Genomic DNA, 14,894 nt, shown 5'->3' on the forward strand with positions numbered 1-14,894 from the left:
GTGCGCTACTCCTGTGCGTGCCGGATGGCGTCCAGCACGATGTGCGCCACGTGGTCGTCGGTGAGGGTGTACCGCGTCTCGCGGGCCTGACGCCGGGCGGTGACGATCCGGGAGGTCCGCAGCACCCGCAGATGCTGGGAGACCAGCGGCTGACTCACCCCCAGAGCCGTCACCAGCTCATGGACGTACTTCCCGCCGGCGGACAGCTCCCGCACGATGCCCAGCCGTACGGGCGAGGCCAGCGCGCGCAGCAGCTCGCTGGCCGCCTGCAAGGTCTGGTCCGGATCGTCCGTCGGAGGAGAGGGCGTCGTTGTCATATGCACACATTAGCATATGACAACGATTTCCAGTTTGCCCGGATGGTCGCCTGGGGCCGGGCTTGTCAGTGATCGTCCCAGTGTCCCTCGTGTGCGGCGTGACGGTGACCGTCGTGCACGTAGTCGGTGTGGTCGTCGTGCCGCACGGCCAGATGGCCGCAGCTGTCGCCGTGCTGGTGGTCGTGGTTCTGGTGCACCGCGTGGCCGCCGTTCGCGCACTCGTCGACGTGGCCTTCGTGCATCCGGTGGATGTGGCCGTCGTGGGCGTAGTCGGTGTGGTCGCCGTGTGTGAAGGCGACGTGACCGCAGTCGTCGCCGTGGGCGTGCGCGTGATTGTCGTGGGTGAGGTGTTCGGCGGTGGTCATGGGGGTGGCTCCTCGCGTCTGCTCTGCTGCCCGTGGCGCTTCGGCCGGGAATGTCATGGCGACATTAACATATAGCGATTCCTGCATGTATTGTCCGGGCGACCGGCGCCACCCGCGAGCCGAGTGCGGCGCAGGGGTGACGCCCGGGTCAGCGAACCGCGACGACCACGCAACTCTCGCCGTACTGCCAGACCGGGCCCGCCGTGGCGAAGCCCGCCTGCCGCAGCAGCTCCAGATGGGCGGAGAGAGGGAGTTCCGCGGGGCGGCCGGTGCCGGCGGGCGCCTCGCGGCGGCGGCGCTCGGCGAGCAGGTCCGTCAGCTCGGGGTCGTCGGCGACGGCGGCCCACCAGGAGTCCCAGTCCTCGTGCGCGAACACCCGCTGCCGGTCCGCCCGGCACCGCCCGACATGGGCGGCGATCCCGGCCGGGCCCGCGTCGTCCTGAGGGAGATGGTCGCCGTTGACGAGGACGCCACCGGGCCGCAGTAGCGCGGCGAGCTGCCGGTAGACGCGCAGCAGGGTGTCACGGTCCAGGTAGTGCAGGGCCGTCGTGGAGACGGCCGCGTCCAGGGGCCGGTCCAGGTCCAGGGTCCAGGTCCAGCCGGGTGCGCCGATCTCGGCGTCGACGTAGCGGGCCGCGTCCGGGTGGTGGGTCCGGCCCAGCTCCAGCAGCACGGGATCCCGGTCCACGGCCACGATCTCCGCGTCCGGCAGCCGCCGGACCAGCCGGGCCGCCAGGGAGCCGGGCCCGCAGCCCAGGTCGACGACGAGGGGCCGGGAGCCCCGCCCGGCCGTGACGTGCTCCACGACATCGGCGATCACCGTGAACCGCTCCTCGCGGTCGACCGCGTACCGCTCCTGCTGGAGCTCCCAGCGCTCCACCCACCGCTCAGCCGTCGCCAGACTCAGTCCCATCCGGTCGCGCCACCTTGCCGTCTCGCACCTGACTCTTTCCGGCCCGAGCCTACAGGTGGAAACGGTTCCCATTATGCCTAGTTGGGGGAGTCAGTGGAGTGAAGCGAGGACGGACAGCAGCCGGTCGATCTCCTCAACGGTGTTGTACACATGCAGACTCACCCGAACCGAACCGGTCCTCTCGCCCGCTTCGCCCTGGCAGTGGTTGTCCGAGCGGACCATGAAACCGTGGCTGAACAGGATGAAGCCCAGGTCGCCCGAGTCGATGGCGCGGTGCCGCAGGGTGACGATGCCCTGGCGCCGCTGCACGGTCGAGTCCGCGGCCAGGCTCAGCGGGCAGCCGAGGATCTCGTAGGCGTCCAGCCGGCGCAGCCCCTCGGTGAGCCGGGCCGCCAGGGCGACCGTCCAGCGCTCGACGCGCTCCACACCGGCGGCGTCCAGCCAGTCCAGGGCCGCTTCGAGGGACGCGATGCCCACGGTGTTCGGGGTGCCGCTCCACCCGCCGGGCGTGAACGCCGGGCCCCGTTCCTGCCGGGCCCACACCGCCCCGGTACCGGGCAGGGCCAGCGCCTTGTGCCCGGAGAAGACGACGAAGTCGACGTCCAACTCGGCCACGGACACCGGCAGATGCCCGACGCTCTGCGCCGCGTCCAGACAGATGACCGCGTCCGGGCCGACCGCCCGGCGGATGCGCTGCACGTTCATGTCGCCGCCGTAGACGTGGTGCACATGGGTGGTGGCGACGAACCGGGTGCGCGGCCCGGCCCGTTCGGCCAGCGCGCGGTGGTCGTAGTCCCCGGAGCCGCTCTGGTACGGCATCGGCACCACCCGGACGTGCACGCCCTCGCGGGCGAGCAGCCGCTGGGCCTCCCGCCACGGCTCGATGTTGGCCTGGTGGTCGGCGTCCGGTACGACGATCTCGTCGCCGTCGCGCAGGAACCCCGGCAGCCAGTCGCGGGCGATCGTGCGCAGCCCCTCGGTCGTGCCGCTCGTGAAGTGGACGGCGGAGCGCTCGGGCTGGTGATCCCCGAGGAACCGGGCGACGCGCTCGCGGGTGCGCTCGACCAACTCGGTGGTCCGGTTGGCCCACGTGTAGGTACCGCGTGCCGCGTTGGCGTTGCTCGTGGTGAGGTACGTCTGCACGGCGTCCAGGACGGCCTGCGGCTTCTGGGCCGTCGCCGCGCTGTCCAGGTACGCCAGCTCCGGGTGCCCGGTGACGATGGGGAACTGGGCGCGCAGCGCCTGCTGCCACTGGCGCAGATCGTCGCGGATCGCGGGTGCGGTCATGGCGGTCAGTCCCGTACCAGGGGCGCGCCCGCGTCCCGCCAGGCGATGATGCCGCCGGCCAGACTGCGGACGTCGGGATGGCCCATCCGGGTCAGCAGCGCCGCGTACCGGGCGGACTGCTCGCCCACCGGGCACGCCAGCAGCACCGGCCGGCTCCGGCTGAACGGCAGGCCGCCCTGGAGGAGTTCGGCGAACAGCTCGTCGACGATGTTGACCGAACCGTCGATGTGCAGCGCCGCGTACGCGTAGGGGCTGCGCAGGTCGACCACGAGCGGCCCCTCGGTGTCGATCCACCGCCGGGCCTCGGCCACCGTGACCGACGGCGCCCCGCCGACCTCGGCGTCGGTCAGGTCGGCCGGCGAGTTCTTCCGGGGCGGCCGGCCCAGCAGGTCGGGCCGCCGCTGCCGGACGTAGCTCAGATAGCTCTCCACGCGGTCGCAGACGATGAACACCGCGGTCCGGCGCTCGGTCAACTCCTCGTCGAGAGCGCGCAGATGACGGACGGCCCCGTGGTAGGCGGCGCCCCCGGTGGGCCCGCCCAGGATGCCGCAGCGGCGGTTCAGGGTCAGCATTCCCTCGATCGCCTCGTCGGAGCTCACCGACTCCATCGTGTCGTACGTCTCCGGGTCGAACAGGCCGACCTCCTGCACCTCGTCGATGGTGCGGATCCCGGGGATGAAGTCCGACTTGGCCGCCACCAGCCCGACCACCCGCACCGAGGGATCCTCCTCCCGCAGCGCGCGGGCCACGCCCGTCGAGGAACCGGCCGTGCCCACACAGGCGACGAACCAGTCCGGCACCCGGCCGTCCAGGTCCTTGACGATCTCCGGGCCGGTACCGGTGAGATGCGCCTCGGTGTTGCGCGGGTTGAAGTACTGGTCGGTGTGGAGGTAGGTACTGCCGGAAGCGGACAGCGTGCGGTGGAACAGGGTCAGCGGGTCGTCCGTCGCGGTCGGGTCCAGACACTCGCTCTGCCCCGGCAGCTCCTCGATCTGAGCGCCGAGCAGCAGCAGGAGGTCCTTGATCTCCGGCACCCGCATCCGGTTGGTGACGCTCTTGAAGCCCAAGCCGTGCATGCCCGCGACGACCGCCAGCGCCTTCGCCGTGTTGCCGCTGGACAACTCCACGACCTGGCTGCCGTGTTCGACCGCCTCGTCCAGCAGCGGGCGCGCCATGTTCCAGGCCGCCCGGTCCTTGACCGAACCGAAGGGGTTGAGCATCTCCAGCTTCGCGAACAGGTCGATGTTGCGCAGGCCGTGCACGGCCGGGTCGATCCGTACCAACGGGGTGTTGCCTATCGCATCGGTGATGCTGTCGTACCTCACTGAGCTCCCCCCGAGGGCGTGATCGGCCAGAACTGGTCGTCCAGGCACCAGCGCCAGACGTCGCCGTCCTGCCAGGCGGCGACCTTGCGGGCGGCGGGCTGGTGCTGGGCGCGGGTGGCGTGGAAGTCCATGGCGTAACCGGCGGTGTTGGCGAAGGCCAGCAGGTCGCCGGGGACCGGGCGGCGCGGCAGGAAGACAGTGCGCCGCGTGATCAGATCGGTCTCCAGGCACAGGCCGCCGAAGAGGTGCACGGCGACGGGCCCCTCGCCCGGCCCGGCTCCGCTTCTGGGGATGACGACCGGGTCCATCAGCACTCCGTGGTCCTCCAGGGCGATGTCGTCCGCCTTCGCGGCCAGCCGCACGAGCAGTGCGCCGCCCGCCTCCTGGGAACGGACCTCCAGCACCCGCGCCAGGGTCAGGCCGCACTGGTCGAGCAGCGCCCGGCCGGGCTCGCTGTGCAGGTCGTACAGGTGCTCCAGCAGCAGCGCGGCCAGCGGACGGCCGCCCAGGGAGGCGGCGGGCTGGGCCAGCAGCTCGTCCAGATAGGCCGCGCCGGCGACGGACCGGTGCGCCGGGTAGAGGCCGAGCACGCCGCGCACGGTGCCGGACTCGCCCCGCAGCCCGTAGCCGTGCCCGCCCCAGGTCAGCGGCGGGCGGCGGCCCAGGACGGCGGCCGTGAGCGCGCTCGTGTACGCATCCCACTGCTCCCGCTCGGCGAGGTAACTGACGCCGAACCCGCCCCCGATGTCCACGGCCCGGGGCCGCAGCCCCCGGCTCCGGCACGCCTCCAGGGCCGCCAGGGACCCTTCGAGGGCGGTCGCCTTCTCCGCGACGCTCGTCGTGTCCAGGTGGTAGGCCACCCCCGTCAGCTCGACCGCGTCGCCGTGCCGCTCGACCGCCTTCAGCAGGGGATCCAACTCCCGTACGGGGGTGCCGAACCGGCTGCGCCGGCTCAGCATCTTCACCCCCGACGTCTCGAACCCCGACAGCCGCAGCAGCACCCGCACCGGGGCGAGCGCGTGCCCACGCACCAGCGCGGCGAGCTGGTCCAGCTCGGCGACGCCGTCGACGCCGACCGTGACGCCCGTACGGGCCGCGAGCCACAGGAACTCGGGGTTCTTCGGCCCCGTGGCCGTGATCCGGTCGGCGGTGAAACCGGCCCCCAGCGCGTGCTGCAACTCGCCCAGCGACGCGACGTCCACCCCCGCGTCCGTGGCGGCGAGCCGGCGCAGCAGCGCGCTGGACCGGTTCGCCTTGTGGGCGTAGTAGACCTGGCCGGACAGGTGGTGTGCCCGGTACACGGACCTGAACCGCTCCAGGTTCTCGGCGATCTGGTCCGGCACCACGACGTGCAGGGGTGAACCGAGCCCGTCGGTGAGCGAGTGCAGCGTCCCCGCCGCCGCCAGGAGGGACCTGAGCCGTGGTTCCAGTCGGGGTTCGAGATACAAGGGCCGGCCGTCCATGCGCGCTCCCTCCCCTGTAGCGCACGCGCCCGGCATCCGGGCACGTCCGACACTCCCCGCGTTTCGCCGTATAGCCCATATCCATTCTTCGGTCGCTTTACGCCCTGTAAGGCCCGGGCCCGTCCCCGCGCCGGTGTGAAGCGGATCACGGTTTGGCCGGGTGGCGCGCGCCCGGCGCGGGGCCGCGGCATCCGTCGTTCGGCCGAGCCTTCGCAGGTCGGGCTGGTGGGTCGTGGCCGTTCGGCCGAGGCGGCGGCCCTCGGCCGCGACGCAGAGTGGGGTGCGGTCCGGTGCCCCCGGCAACGGGTGGGCGGGCCGTACGGGTTCGCGTGCCGGAACGGGAGAAGTGAGCATGGTCGTACGGGTGGTCGTCGTCGACGACCAGGACATGGTGCGCTCGGGATTCGCCGCCCTGCTGTCCGCGCAGAGCGACATCGACGTCGTGGGGGAGGCGCCCGACGGCCGGCGCGGGGTGGAGGTCTGCCGCAGCACCCACCCCGACGTGGTGCTGATGGACATCCGGATGCCGGAGATGGACGGTCTCGAGGCGGCCCGGCGGCTGCTCGACCCGCCGCCGGGCGTGACGCACCGGCCCAAGGTGCTGATGCTGACCACCTTCGACCTCGACGACTACGTCTACGAGACCCTCCGGGCCGGCGCCAGCGGCTTCCTGCTCAAGGACGCCCCGGTCGCCGAACTCGTCCAGGCCGTCCGGGTGATCGCGGCCGGTGACGCCCTGCTCGCCCCCTCCGTCACGCGCCGCCTCATCGAGGACGTGACCCGCCGCCGCCCTCAGGCCGGACGGCGGGCCCGGCTGCGGCTGAACGGCCTCACGCCCCGGGAGACGGAGGTCCTCGGGCTGGTCGCTCGGGGCCTGTCCAACAGGGAGATCGCCGGGACGCTGGTGGTGGCCGAGCAGACGGTCAAGACCCACATGACCCGGCTGATCGCCAAGCTGGGTGCCAGGGACCGGGCCCAACTGGTCGTCCTCGCCTACGAGTCGGGGCTGGTCGTGCCCGGCTCGGCCGGCTGAGCCCGCAAACGCCGGTGCGAGTCGTACCCAGGTGCGACACCGCACTTGGCACCCGGGTGTGACGTGCGGCCCGCCTCCCGCGCCCTACCGTCACCCCGCCCTGACCACGGACCGGCACGCACGGAGCGCCACATGCACCAGCCCCTCGACATCGACCACGTCGTCCGCCTCTACCGCACCTACGCCGACGACCTCGACCGGGTCCGCGAGGAACAGCGCGTGCTGCTCGCACCGCCCCACGCGATGAAGGCCCAACTCGACGACGTCGAGGCGGAGATCACCTACCTGCTGCTGCGCGAGGCCCGGCCGGAGACGGTGGTGGAGATCGGCACGTTCCACGGCTGGTCCACCACCTGGATCCTGCGCGCCCTGCGGGACAACGGCACCGGCCATCTGTACTCGTACGACGTGGTGGACCACGTCCTGCGCGAGGTGCCCGGCCGACTCGCCGAGGGGCGCTGGACGTTCACGCAGGGGGACGTGCGGGAGAACCTGGAGAAGGTCCCCGACACGGCGGACTTCCTGTTCATCGACGCCGCGCACTCGGCGCGCTTCGCCCGCTGGTACGTCCGGCACCTGCTGCCGCGCATGCGGCCCGGCATACCCGTGTGCGTCCACGACGTGTTCCACGGGCGCCGGGCACTGCCGTTCACCGAGGGAGCGGTGGTGCTGCACTGGCTCGCCGAGCGGGGGAACCGGTACTTCACCGCGTCCCGGGCGCACGCGCCCGAGATCCACGACCGGCTGAACGACGTCAAGCGGCGCCTCGCCCTCGGACATCCCGTCAAGAACAGCACCGACAACCCCATGATCTTCTTCAGGCTGTCCTGAAGACGCCGCCTGACCCGCGCCCGCCCCAGGAGGCCGGGAGGGGTCCCGACAGGGGCTTCCTACCCTGGCGTCCCGCGCCGCCGCAGGGCGGACGGGGAGGAGTGGACCGGCGACGTCGCGGGTGGTTTCACCGGTGGGGAAGGTGCGTGGGCCCGTGCTCGACCGCACGCAGGACACGGCGACGGGCGTGGGCAGCGCCCTGCTCCGGCAGGGACAGCGGATCAACTCGGCGCTCGTCGTGGACCGCCGGCTGGGGGAGGGCGCCTTCGCCGAGGTCTACCGGGTGCGGCACCACATCCTCGGCTGGCAGGCCCTGAAGCTGTTCAAGCACGTGGCCTCGCTGGAGGCGACGTCCCGGATGCTCGACGAGGCCCGGATCCTGTCCACCCTGGGACACCCCAACATCATCCGGGTGTTCGACGCCGGCACCGTGCAGACCTCCGAGGGCGTGCGCGGCTACATCACCATGGAGTACGTGGCGGGCGGCAGCCTGGAGCGGCTGATGGAGTCCCACTCGGGCGTGGTGCCCGTCGGCGAGGTGACCGCCGTGCTCCGGCAGGCCGCCGAGGGACTCGCCGTCGCCCACGAGCGGCCGCACCCCATCGTCCACCGCGACCTGTCCCTGGCCAACGTGCTCATCACCTACGACGAGACCGGGCTGCGCGTGAAGGTCAGCGACTTCGGCCTGGCCAAGGAGACCGACCCGGGCACCATGGCGGCCAGCGCCCAGGGCACCGTCGCCTACATGCCGCCCGAGGTACTGCGGCGCGGCAAGGGCTACGGATGCCCGGGGGACGTGTGGGCCCTGGGCACCATCGTGTACTTCCTGCTCACCGGGCACTTCCCCTACGACGGCGGCGACCCGGTGCAGTCCTTCTCCCTGGAGCGGTTCACCCGGCCGTTGCAGCCGCCCCGCGCCTTCAACGACGACGTGGGCACCGAACTGGACCGGCTGGTCACCGACATGCTGCGGATCGACCCGGCCGAGCGGCCCGCCACCGCCCGTGCCGTCGCCGACCGCGCGGCCGGCCTGCACGCGGCGCCCGGCCCGGAAGCCGCCGGCACGGCCGAGCCGGCCGAGTCCGCCGGCGCACTGGTCCGGGAGGCCACCTCGCTCTCCCGGGTGCCCGGCAGGCTCGGCGAGGCCGCCGACCTGCTGGAGGAGACCATCAGCCGCTATCCGCTGCTGCGGGAGCGGCATCTGACACGGCTCATGACCTGGCGCCGGGGGGTGATCATGTGACCACGCCGGTAAGGGAGTTCGACCGTTTCGAGGAACTGGCGGGCACACAGCTGTACCGCAGGAACGTCTTCGCCGTCACCGGCCTGCCCACCCGCGCGAGCGGACCGGCCGTGCGGCGGCACCGGCAGAAGGTGGAGGCACGGCTGGCCGTCGGGGAAAGCTGGCCCGGAGCCCCGGAAGTGGCACCGGCCGGCGGCTACGGCAAGGACGAGGTACGGGCCTCCTTCGAGGGCCTCCAGGACCCGCGCCGCCGCATGGTCGACGAACTGCTGTGGCTGTGGGGGCCATCCGACTCCGCCTGCGACTGCGACCCGGACGTGCACGAATGGCACGACGCCGCCGTACTGCTGCACGCCCGGGTGCTGGAGGCGGAGACCGGGCGGTCGGGGCTGCCCGTCGAGCAGCGGGCGTCCCTGTGGGAGAACGCGGTGTCCGCCTGGGGCCACCTGCTGGCGGACGGGGCGCTGCGGCAGCACGTCCGGCACCGCATCCGGGCGCTCGGCGACCCCCGGCTCGACGAGGACGCGGCCGACGACCTCCTGGCCCGGCTGCCGCGACTGCTCGTGTCCCCCTTCCCCCAGCTCTTCGCCGACCAGGCCACCGCGACCCGGCTGACGTCGGTCTGCTCGGCCTGGGCTGGTTTCCCGCCCTTCGCCGGACTGTTCTCCGAGCTGTTCGAGCGTGCGGCGGAAGAGGCGTACGAGAAGATCCACGGCGACCTGCTGACGGCGGAGCGGGAGCGCGAGGCCCACCACTACCGCGAGGCGTTCCTGCTCCTGCGCGACCGGGTCGTGCCCGGCTTCGAGGACATGGCGCCGCTCAGACCGTTCGTCTCCGACTGGCGCCACGACGAGATCGCCCACATCGTCGCCGTCGGGCTGAACAACCTCGCGGTCGAACTCCTCGGCGTCTCCGTCCACCGCCCGCCGAGCGCCTCCCGGCGCGAGGAGATGATCTGGCTCGCGGAGAAGGCGTACGAGATCGGCCCGGACCGTGACTCGGACGGGCTGAAGGAGAACTGGGAATTCATCTACGACCACCTCACGGGCACCGGCCGCCGCCCCGCGCGGCCCACCCGGCGGTTCCCCTGGTTCGGGTTCCTCCTGGTGCTCGCCGTCATCGGCGGCTCGCTCTCCGCCCTGATCGAGATCTACGGCATCGTCCCCGTGCTCATCATCGGGCTCGGCGGCATCGGCGTACTCGGCTACCTCGTGCGGATCGTGGCGGCCCTCGCCGACGGCGTACGCAGCGTACGGAGGAGAAAATGAGCATCCCCTCACGCCGGGACGGCCGTGGCAGCCGGGTGCGCGCCGCCCTCGGGCAGTTGCGGCACCCGCCCGAGTTCCGCGTCCCGCCGCCGTTCCTCGACACCGGTCAGGCCGACTGGGTCGCGCACGTACTGGCCGACGTCGGGACGGCCACGGAGGAACCCGCCCCGGGCGGCGCGGACACCGGCACGCTGCTCGCCGCGGCCACCGGCATCTGGCGCGCCCAGCGCAAGCTGAACCAGCGCGCCGGCGAACTGTCGGCAGCGGACCTCAGGCAGGTGCGCCGCTACGTCCAGGCCGGCCGGCAGGCGCTCGCCGACGGCGGACTGGAGATCCAGGAGCACGACGGCGCGCCCTTCGACCCGGGACAGTCCCTCGAAGTCCTCGCCTTCCAGGACGAACCCGGCCTGACCCACGAGGTGGTGCTGGAGACCCTCCGGCCCAGCGTCTACTACCGCGGCGAGCGGATCCAGATGGGGCAGGTCGTCGTCGGCCGGCCCGCACCCGGCCCCACCCACGGCATGTGAACGACCAAGGAGACGACCGCAATGCGCGAGACCATCGACTTCGGCATCGACCTCGGCACCACCAACAGCGCCATCGCGGTGGCGGACGACGACGGCGTACGCGTCATCAAGAACAACGACGGCTGGGACTACACCCCGTCCGCCGTGTGGATGCCCAAGCCGGACGTGACCCACGTGGGCCGCCGCGCCCGTGAGCGCACCGACACCCAGCCCGACGACGCCCACGCCGAGTTCAAGCTGGAGATGGGCGTGGCCGGATACCACCGGCGGTTCGGCCGAGCGGGGCTGTCCCTCACCCCCGAGCAGCTCTCCGCCGAGGTGCTCAAGTCCCTGCGCCAGGACGCCGCGCACGACACCGGCAGCCCGCCGGAGGCGGCCGTGATCACCGTGCCCGCCTCCTTCGCGCTGCACCAGAACAGCGCCACGTCCGCCGCCGCGGCCCTCGCCGGGCTCGGCGAGCACTGCCCCCTGGTCCAGGAACCGACCGCCGCGGCCATCGCCTACGGCGTGCAGGACGCCTCCGAATCCACCCACTGGATGGTGTTCGACCTGGGCGGCGGCACCTTCGACGCGGCCGTGATGAGCAAGCGCGACGGCGAACTGCAACTGCTCCAGCACGCCGGTGACCCGCGCCTGGGCGGCAAACTCATCGACTGGGCCATCGTGGAGGACCTGCTCGTCCCCGCCGTCCGGCGCGACCTCGGGCTGCCGGACTTCGCCCGGCGCGACAACCGGTGGCGGGCCGGCTTCGCCAAGCTCAAACTGGCCGCGGAGGACGCCAAGATCGCGCTGTCCCGACGCGGCAGCTACGACATCGCCGTCGACCTCTCCGATGGCGAAGGCGGCACGGTTCCCTTCGAGTTCACCCTCACCCGGGGCGCTCTCGAAGACCTCGCCCAGCCCTTCTACACCCGCGCGATCAAGCTCTGCCGGGACGCCCTCGCGGAGAGCTCGCTGCGGCCCGACCACATCGACCGGCTGCTGCTCGTCGGCGGGGCGACCCTCGCCCCGGGGCTGCGCGACCTGCTGGCAGACCCCGTGGAAGGCCTGGGCATCCAGCTCGACCACACCCAGGACCCGACCACCGTGGTGGCGCGCGGCGCCGCCCTCTTCGCCCGTACGGTGCGGATGCCGAGCAAGCCGCGCACGGCGGCGCCGGGCGAGTTCACCGTGGAACTCCACTACGAACCCCAGTCGTTGGAGACCACCGGCGTCCCGGTCTCCGGCCGGATCAGCGGCGGCACCGCCGTGCCCGACTGGGCCCGGTACACCGTCACCCTCACCAACCCCGACGGCCACCCGCCCTTCCGGGGACCGCAGACCACACTCACCCCCGACGGCGCCTTCTACACCGAGGTGACCATCGACTCAGGCACCCGGTCCCGCTTCACCGTGGAACTCTCCGACAGCACCGGCACCCGCCAGCGGCTCGCCCCGGACGCCCTGTCGATCACCCACGCCCAGGTGCTGCCCGGCGACGCCGTGCTCACCAGCACGCTCGGCATCGGCAAGGCCGACGGCTCCTTCGCGCCGATGCTGCGCAAGGGCACCGCCCTGCCGACCTCCATCACGAAGACGTTCGAGACGTCCATCCCGCTGCGCCGCTCCCAGCCGGACGCCGTCATCCGCATCCCGCTGCTGGAGGGCGAACGCCGGCGCGCCGACCGCAACACCCGGGTCGGGCTGCTGGAGATCCGGCCCCGGGACGTCCGCTTCGACCTGCCCGCGCAGACGCCCGTCGAGGTGACCTTCGAGATCAGCGCCACGAACCGGGAAGTCACCGTCACCGCCGACATCCCCGTCGCCGACGCCCAGTTCGAGGCGAGCATCGACCGCTCCCAGCTCGTGGCGCCCACGCACGACGAGCTGGTCGACCGGCTGCACGACCTGGAGCAGCGCACCCACACCCTGCGGGAACGCGCCGAGGAGGTGCACTCCGAGCCGGCCCTGACCCAGCTCGACGACCTGTCCGACGAGAAGGCCCTCGTCCATCTGCGCAAGGAGGTCGACGCGGCGGCCGTCGACACGGGCGCGGCCGGTACGAGCGACCGGCGCATCCGCGACCTGGAGGCCCAGCTCGACGACGTCGAGGAGGCGATCGACATCCCCGGCCTCCAGCACGAGCTGTGGGACCTCCTCAACAACTGCGAGGACCTCATCGAACAGACCGGCGGCGGACCGGCCGAACGCCGCGAACTGGAGAACCTCCGCACCCGCGCGACCAGCGCCGGCGAGGACGGCGGCCCGGCCGGACTGCGCAGGCTCGCCGACCGGGTGCGGGACTTCCAGGTCGATCTGCTGCGCCGCAGCGACCAGTGGGACTTCCTCGTCTTCCACTCCCTCGTCGAACTGCGCGACGAGATGACCTCCCGCGCCCAGGCGGACGCCGCGATCGCCGACGGCCGCCGAGCCGTCGCCGCGGGCGACCGCACGGCCCTGTCCGCGATCAACCAGCGGCTGCGCCGCCTGCTCCCTCCGGGGGTCTCGGAGGAGCGGCGGATCGGCGGAGTGCAGGAGAGCCGGTGAACCGAGGGAACGGGGCCGGAGGGGAGGCGACATGCGGGGAACGGGCACGGACGGGCGGACCGGCAGCATGAGAGACCAGGCCGGCGCGGACGGCGACGCCGCGCTCGACGTCGTGCTGCTCGTGTCGCGGGCCCGGGGAATCGCCCGGGCCGGGGAACCGGACGGTGCCCTGAGGCTCTTGCGGGAGGCCGAGAGCACGGAAACCGGCGAGCATCGGGACGTGCTCGACCTGCGGGCGCGGCTGCACGCGCAGCGCGGGGAGAGGGCCGAGGCGGCGCAGTGCTGGCAGCGGGTCCTGGCGCGGCACCCGGAGGACCCGTCGGCCAGGGCGGGGCTCGCCCGGCTCGGCCGTACGGGGCCGGTGGCCGCGCTCGGCCGTCACCGCGCCCGTACGGCCCTGGTCGCGGCGGCGTGCGTGGTGACCGCCGCCGTCGCCGGCGTGGTCACCACCCTGGACGGGCCACGCACCGCCCGGGCGGACACCGACCGTGCGGCGGGCCGGCAGAGCCCCGGTGCGAGCGCCACCCCTGGGAGTGGCCAGGAAGATGCCGGCACCGCCGGCGCCGGGCGGGAGAAGGACCCGGCCGCCGCCCGGCGTGCCGCCGCGCTCGCCCAGGACCTGCGCGCCCCCGGACTGCGCGTCACCGTGCACGGCGACTCCGCCGAAGTCGCCTTCACTCAGGGGCTGTTCTCCGAAGGCGCCCGACTCACCCCGGCGGGAGCCCGGCGACTGGCCCTGCTCGGTGAACGGCTGGGCGGACGGCACCTGTCCGTCACCGTGCACGGCCACGCGGCCACCGTCCCCGGCGCCCCGCGCAGCGGCGGTTCCGTCGTCGCGCTGTGGCGCGCCCTGGTCGCCGCCCGCGAACTGAGCGCCGCGAGCGGCGAACCCCTCACGGCGTTCACCACGGACAGCGCGGACCAGCGCGACGCCCCGTACCCGGACCCGGCCCGCAACCGCACGGTCACCCTCCTGATCTCACCCGCCTGACGTGCCCGGGGCTTCTACGGCGTCTGCGGCGCCCGGGGTGTCGTCCATCAGGTCGAGGTCCGGCGGCACCAGCGTCGTCGACTCGACCAGCCCCTTGAGCAGGTTGTGCAGCAGGGTGTTGTCGTAGGGCCGCCGCTCCTCCGATTTGTCGTGCACCAGCGGGTACTTGAAGCCGGTGCCGTGCAGCCGGTGCCGTACGACCTCGATACGGTGCTCGATCCTGCGTTCCGTCCAGTTGCCGTCCGGACGCAGATGGACGAGCTGCCGGGCGGCCATGGAGTACGTCAGGGGCCGCGGGTCCTCCTCGTACAGCAGGTACCGCTGGCCGAGGACGACCAGCAGCAGCCGTTCGTCGTCGTCGAGCGCCCAGGTCTCCGGCCGCAGCGTCGCGGCCCGGCGGCGCGACACCGGCCCCTGGTCGTCGTGGTCCGCCACGTACAGCTCGATCAGGTGCTCGCGGTAGCCGGAGCCCTTCACGAACAGCGGGGTGTAGCCGGTGGCGAGGGGGACCGGCTCGGTGGTGGTGTGCATCATCCGGCCGCGCGGCAGCCGCACGAGCTGCCGCCCGGTGTTGCGCAGCCACCACTGCCCCTGGAGGTACGTCAGTTCCCCGTGCCGGCGGCTCACCCGCAGGTCGTCCACGCCCACCTCCAGGTCCACGTCGGGCCGCTCGCCCCGCCCGAAGCGGACGGTCAGTCCCGGACGCGGCGGGGCACACAGGTCACCGGTGACCGTGCGCGCGTGCAGGGTTCCGGGCGCGGTGGGCGCGACGCCGCGCGCGAGGCTGGCGGAGAAGGTCATCGCT

14 protein-coding genes are annotated in these 14,894 nt (G+C 72.8%); 7 read left to right on the forward strand and 7 right to left on the reverse strand.

The features are described from left to right. Nucleotides 1-5 precede the first annotated feature (5 nt). From CP976_RS32740 to CP976_RS32765, 6 genes are all read right to left on the reverse strand, one after another. The gene (locus tag CP976_RS32740) at nt 6-317 is read right to left on the reverse strand and encodes an ArsR/SmtB family transcription factor (RefSeq protein WP_059417859.1); all 312 of its coding nucleotides are present in this window, start codon (nt 315-317) and stop codon (nt 6-8) included. Nucleotides 318-382: 65 nt separating this feature from the next. Then, nucleotides 383-682 carry a hypothetical protein gene (locus CP976_RS32745; RefSeq protein WP_150483536.1) on the reverse strand — a complete coding sequence of 100 codons (300 nt, stop codon included), beginning with the start codon at nt 680-682 and terminating at the stop codon, nt 383-385. A gap of 148 nt (nt 683-830) precedes the next feature. After that, complete coding sequence (locus CP976_RS32750; protein ID WP_150483537.1) at nt 831-1,595, reverse strand: class I SAM-dependent methyltransferase; 765 nt, start codon at nt 1,593-1,595, stop codon at nt 831-833. 90 nt (nt 1,596-1,685) lie between these two features. Then, entirely contained in the window at nt 1,686-2,882 is a 1,197-nt protein-coding gene (locus CP976_RS32755; RefSeq protein ID WP_150483538.1) for an aminotransferase class V-fold PLP-dependent enzyme, read from the reverse strand. Between the two features lie 5 nt (nt 2,883-2,887). Then, nucleotides 2,888-4,207, reverse strand: coding sequence for a pyridoxal-phosphate dependent enzyme (locus CP976_RS32760; RefSeq protein ID WP_150483539.1), 1,320 nt, complete (start codon nt 4,205-4,207; stop codon nt 2,888-2,890). Further along, a complete protein-coding gene (locus CP976_RS32765; protein ID WP_150483540.1) occupies nt 4,204-5,670 on the reverse strand; it encodes a Y4yA family PLP-dependent enzyme in 1,467 nt (488 codons plus the stop codon). The genes CP976_RS32760 and CP976_RS32765 overlap by 4 nt, the downstream gene beginning before the upstream one ends. A gap of 352 nt (nt 5,671-6,022) precedes the next feature. Here CP976_RS32765 and CP976_RS32770 point away from each other — a divergent pair, with 352 nt between their 5' ends. The 7 genes from CP976_RS32770 to CP976_RS32800 all read left to right on the forward strand — a co-directional run bounded on the left by CP976_RS32770 (nt 6,023) and on the right by CP976_RS32800 (nt 14,089). After that, the gene (locus tag CP976_RS32770) at nt 6,023-6,703 is read left to right on the forward strand and encodes a response regulator (RefSeq protein WP_150483541.1); all 681 of its coding nucleotides are present in this window, start codon (nt 6,023-6,025) and stop codon (nt 6,701-6,703) included. A 132-nt stretch (nt 6,704-6,835) separates the two neighbouring features. Further along, nucleotides 6,836-7,534: a class I SAM-dependent methyltransferase gene (locus CP976_RS32775; RefSeq protein ID WP_150483542.1), complete on the forward strand. Its 699-nt coding sequence runs from the start codon at nt 6,836-6,838 to the stop codon at nt 7,532-7,534. A gap of 154 nt (nt 7,535-7,688) precedes the next feature. Next, complete coding sequence (locus tag CP976_RS32780) at nt 7,689-8,777, forward strand: serine/threonine-protein kinase (protein WP_167537465.1); 1,089 nt, start codon at nt 7,689-7,691, stop codon at nt 8,775-8,777. Beyond that, nucleotides 8,774-10,045, forward strand: a complete 1,272-nt coding sequence (locus CP976_RS32785) for a hypothetical protein (protein WP_150483544.1) — start codon at nt 8,774-8,776, stop codon at nt 10,043-10,045. The genes CP976_RS32780 and CP976_RS32785 overlap by 4 nt, the downstream gene beginning before the upstream one ends. Continuing rightward, the gene (locus tag CP976_RS32790; protein ID WP_150483545.1) at nt 10,042-10,572 is read left to right on the forward strand and encodes a hypothetical protein; all 531 of its coding nucleotides are present in this window, start codon (nt 10,042-10,044) and stop codon (nt 10,570-10,572) included. Before CP976_RS32785 ends, CP976_RS32790 begins: the two co-directional genes overlap by 4 nt. A gap of 21 nt (nt 10,573-10,593) precedes the next feature. Continuing rightward, the gene (locus tag CP976_RS32795) at nt 10,594-13,098 is read left to right on the forward strand and encodes an Hsp70 family protein (RefSeq protein ID WP_150483546.1); all 2,505 of its coding nucleotides are present in this window, start codon (nt 10,594-10,596) and stop codon (nt 13,096-13,098) included. A gap of 67 nt (nt 13,099-13,165) precedes the next feature. Further along, the gene (locus tag CP976_RS32800; RefSeq protein ID WP_229875317.1) at nt 13,166-14,089 is read left to right on the forward strand and encodes a tetratricopeptide repeat protein; all 924 of its coding nucleotides are present in this window, start codon (nt 13,166-13,168) and stop codon (nt 14,087-14,089) included. Here the strand turns inward: CP976_RS32800 and CP976_RS32805 are convergent. After that, nucleotides 14,078-14,890 carry an FHA domain-containing protein gene (locus CP976_RS32805; RefSeq protein ID WP_150483548.1) on the reverse strand — a complete coding sequence of 271 codons (813 nt, stop codon included), beginning with the start codon at nt 14,888-14,890 and terminating at the stop codon, nt 14,078-14,080. The genes CP976_RS32800 and CP976_RS32805 overlap by 12 nt on opposite strands. Nucleotides 14,891-14,894: the final 4 nt, after the last annotated feature.

The sequence above is a fragment of the Streptomyces coeruleorubidus genome (assembly GCF_008705135.1).
Taxonomy (GTDB): domain Bacteria; phylum Actinomycetota; class Actinomycetes; order Streptomycetales; family Streptomycetaceae; genus Streptomyces; species Streptomyces coeruleofuscus.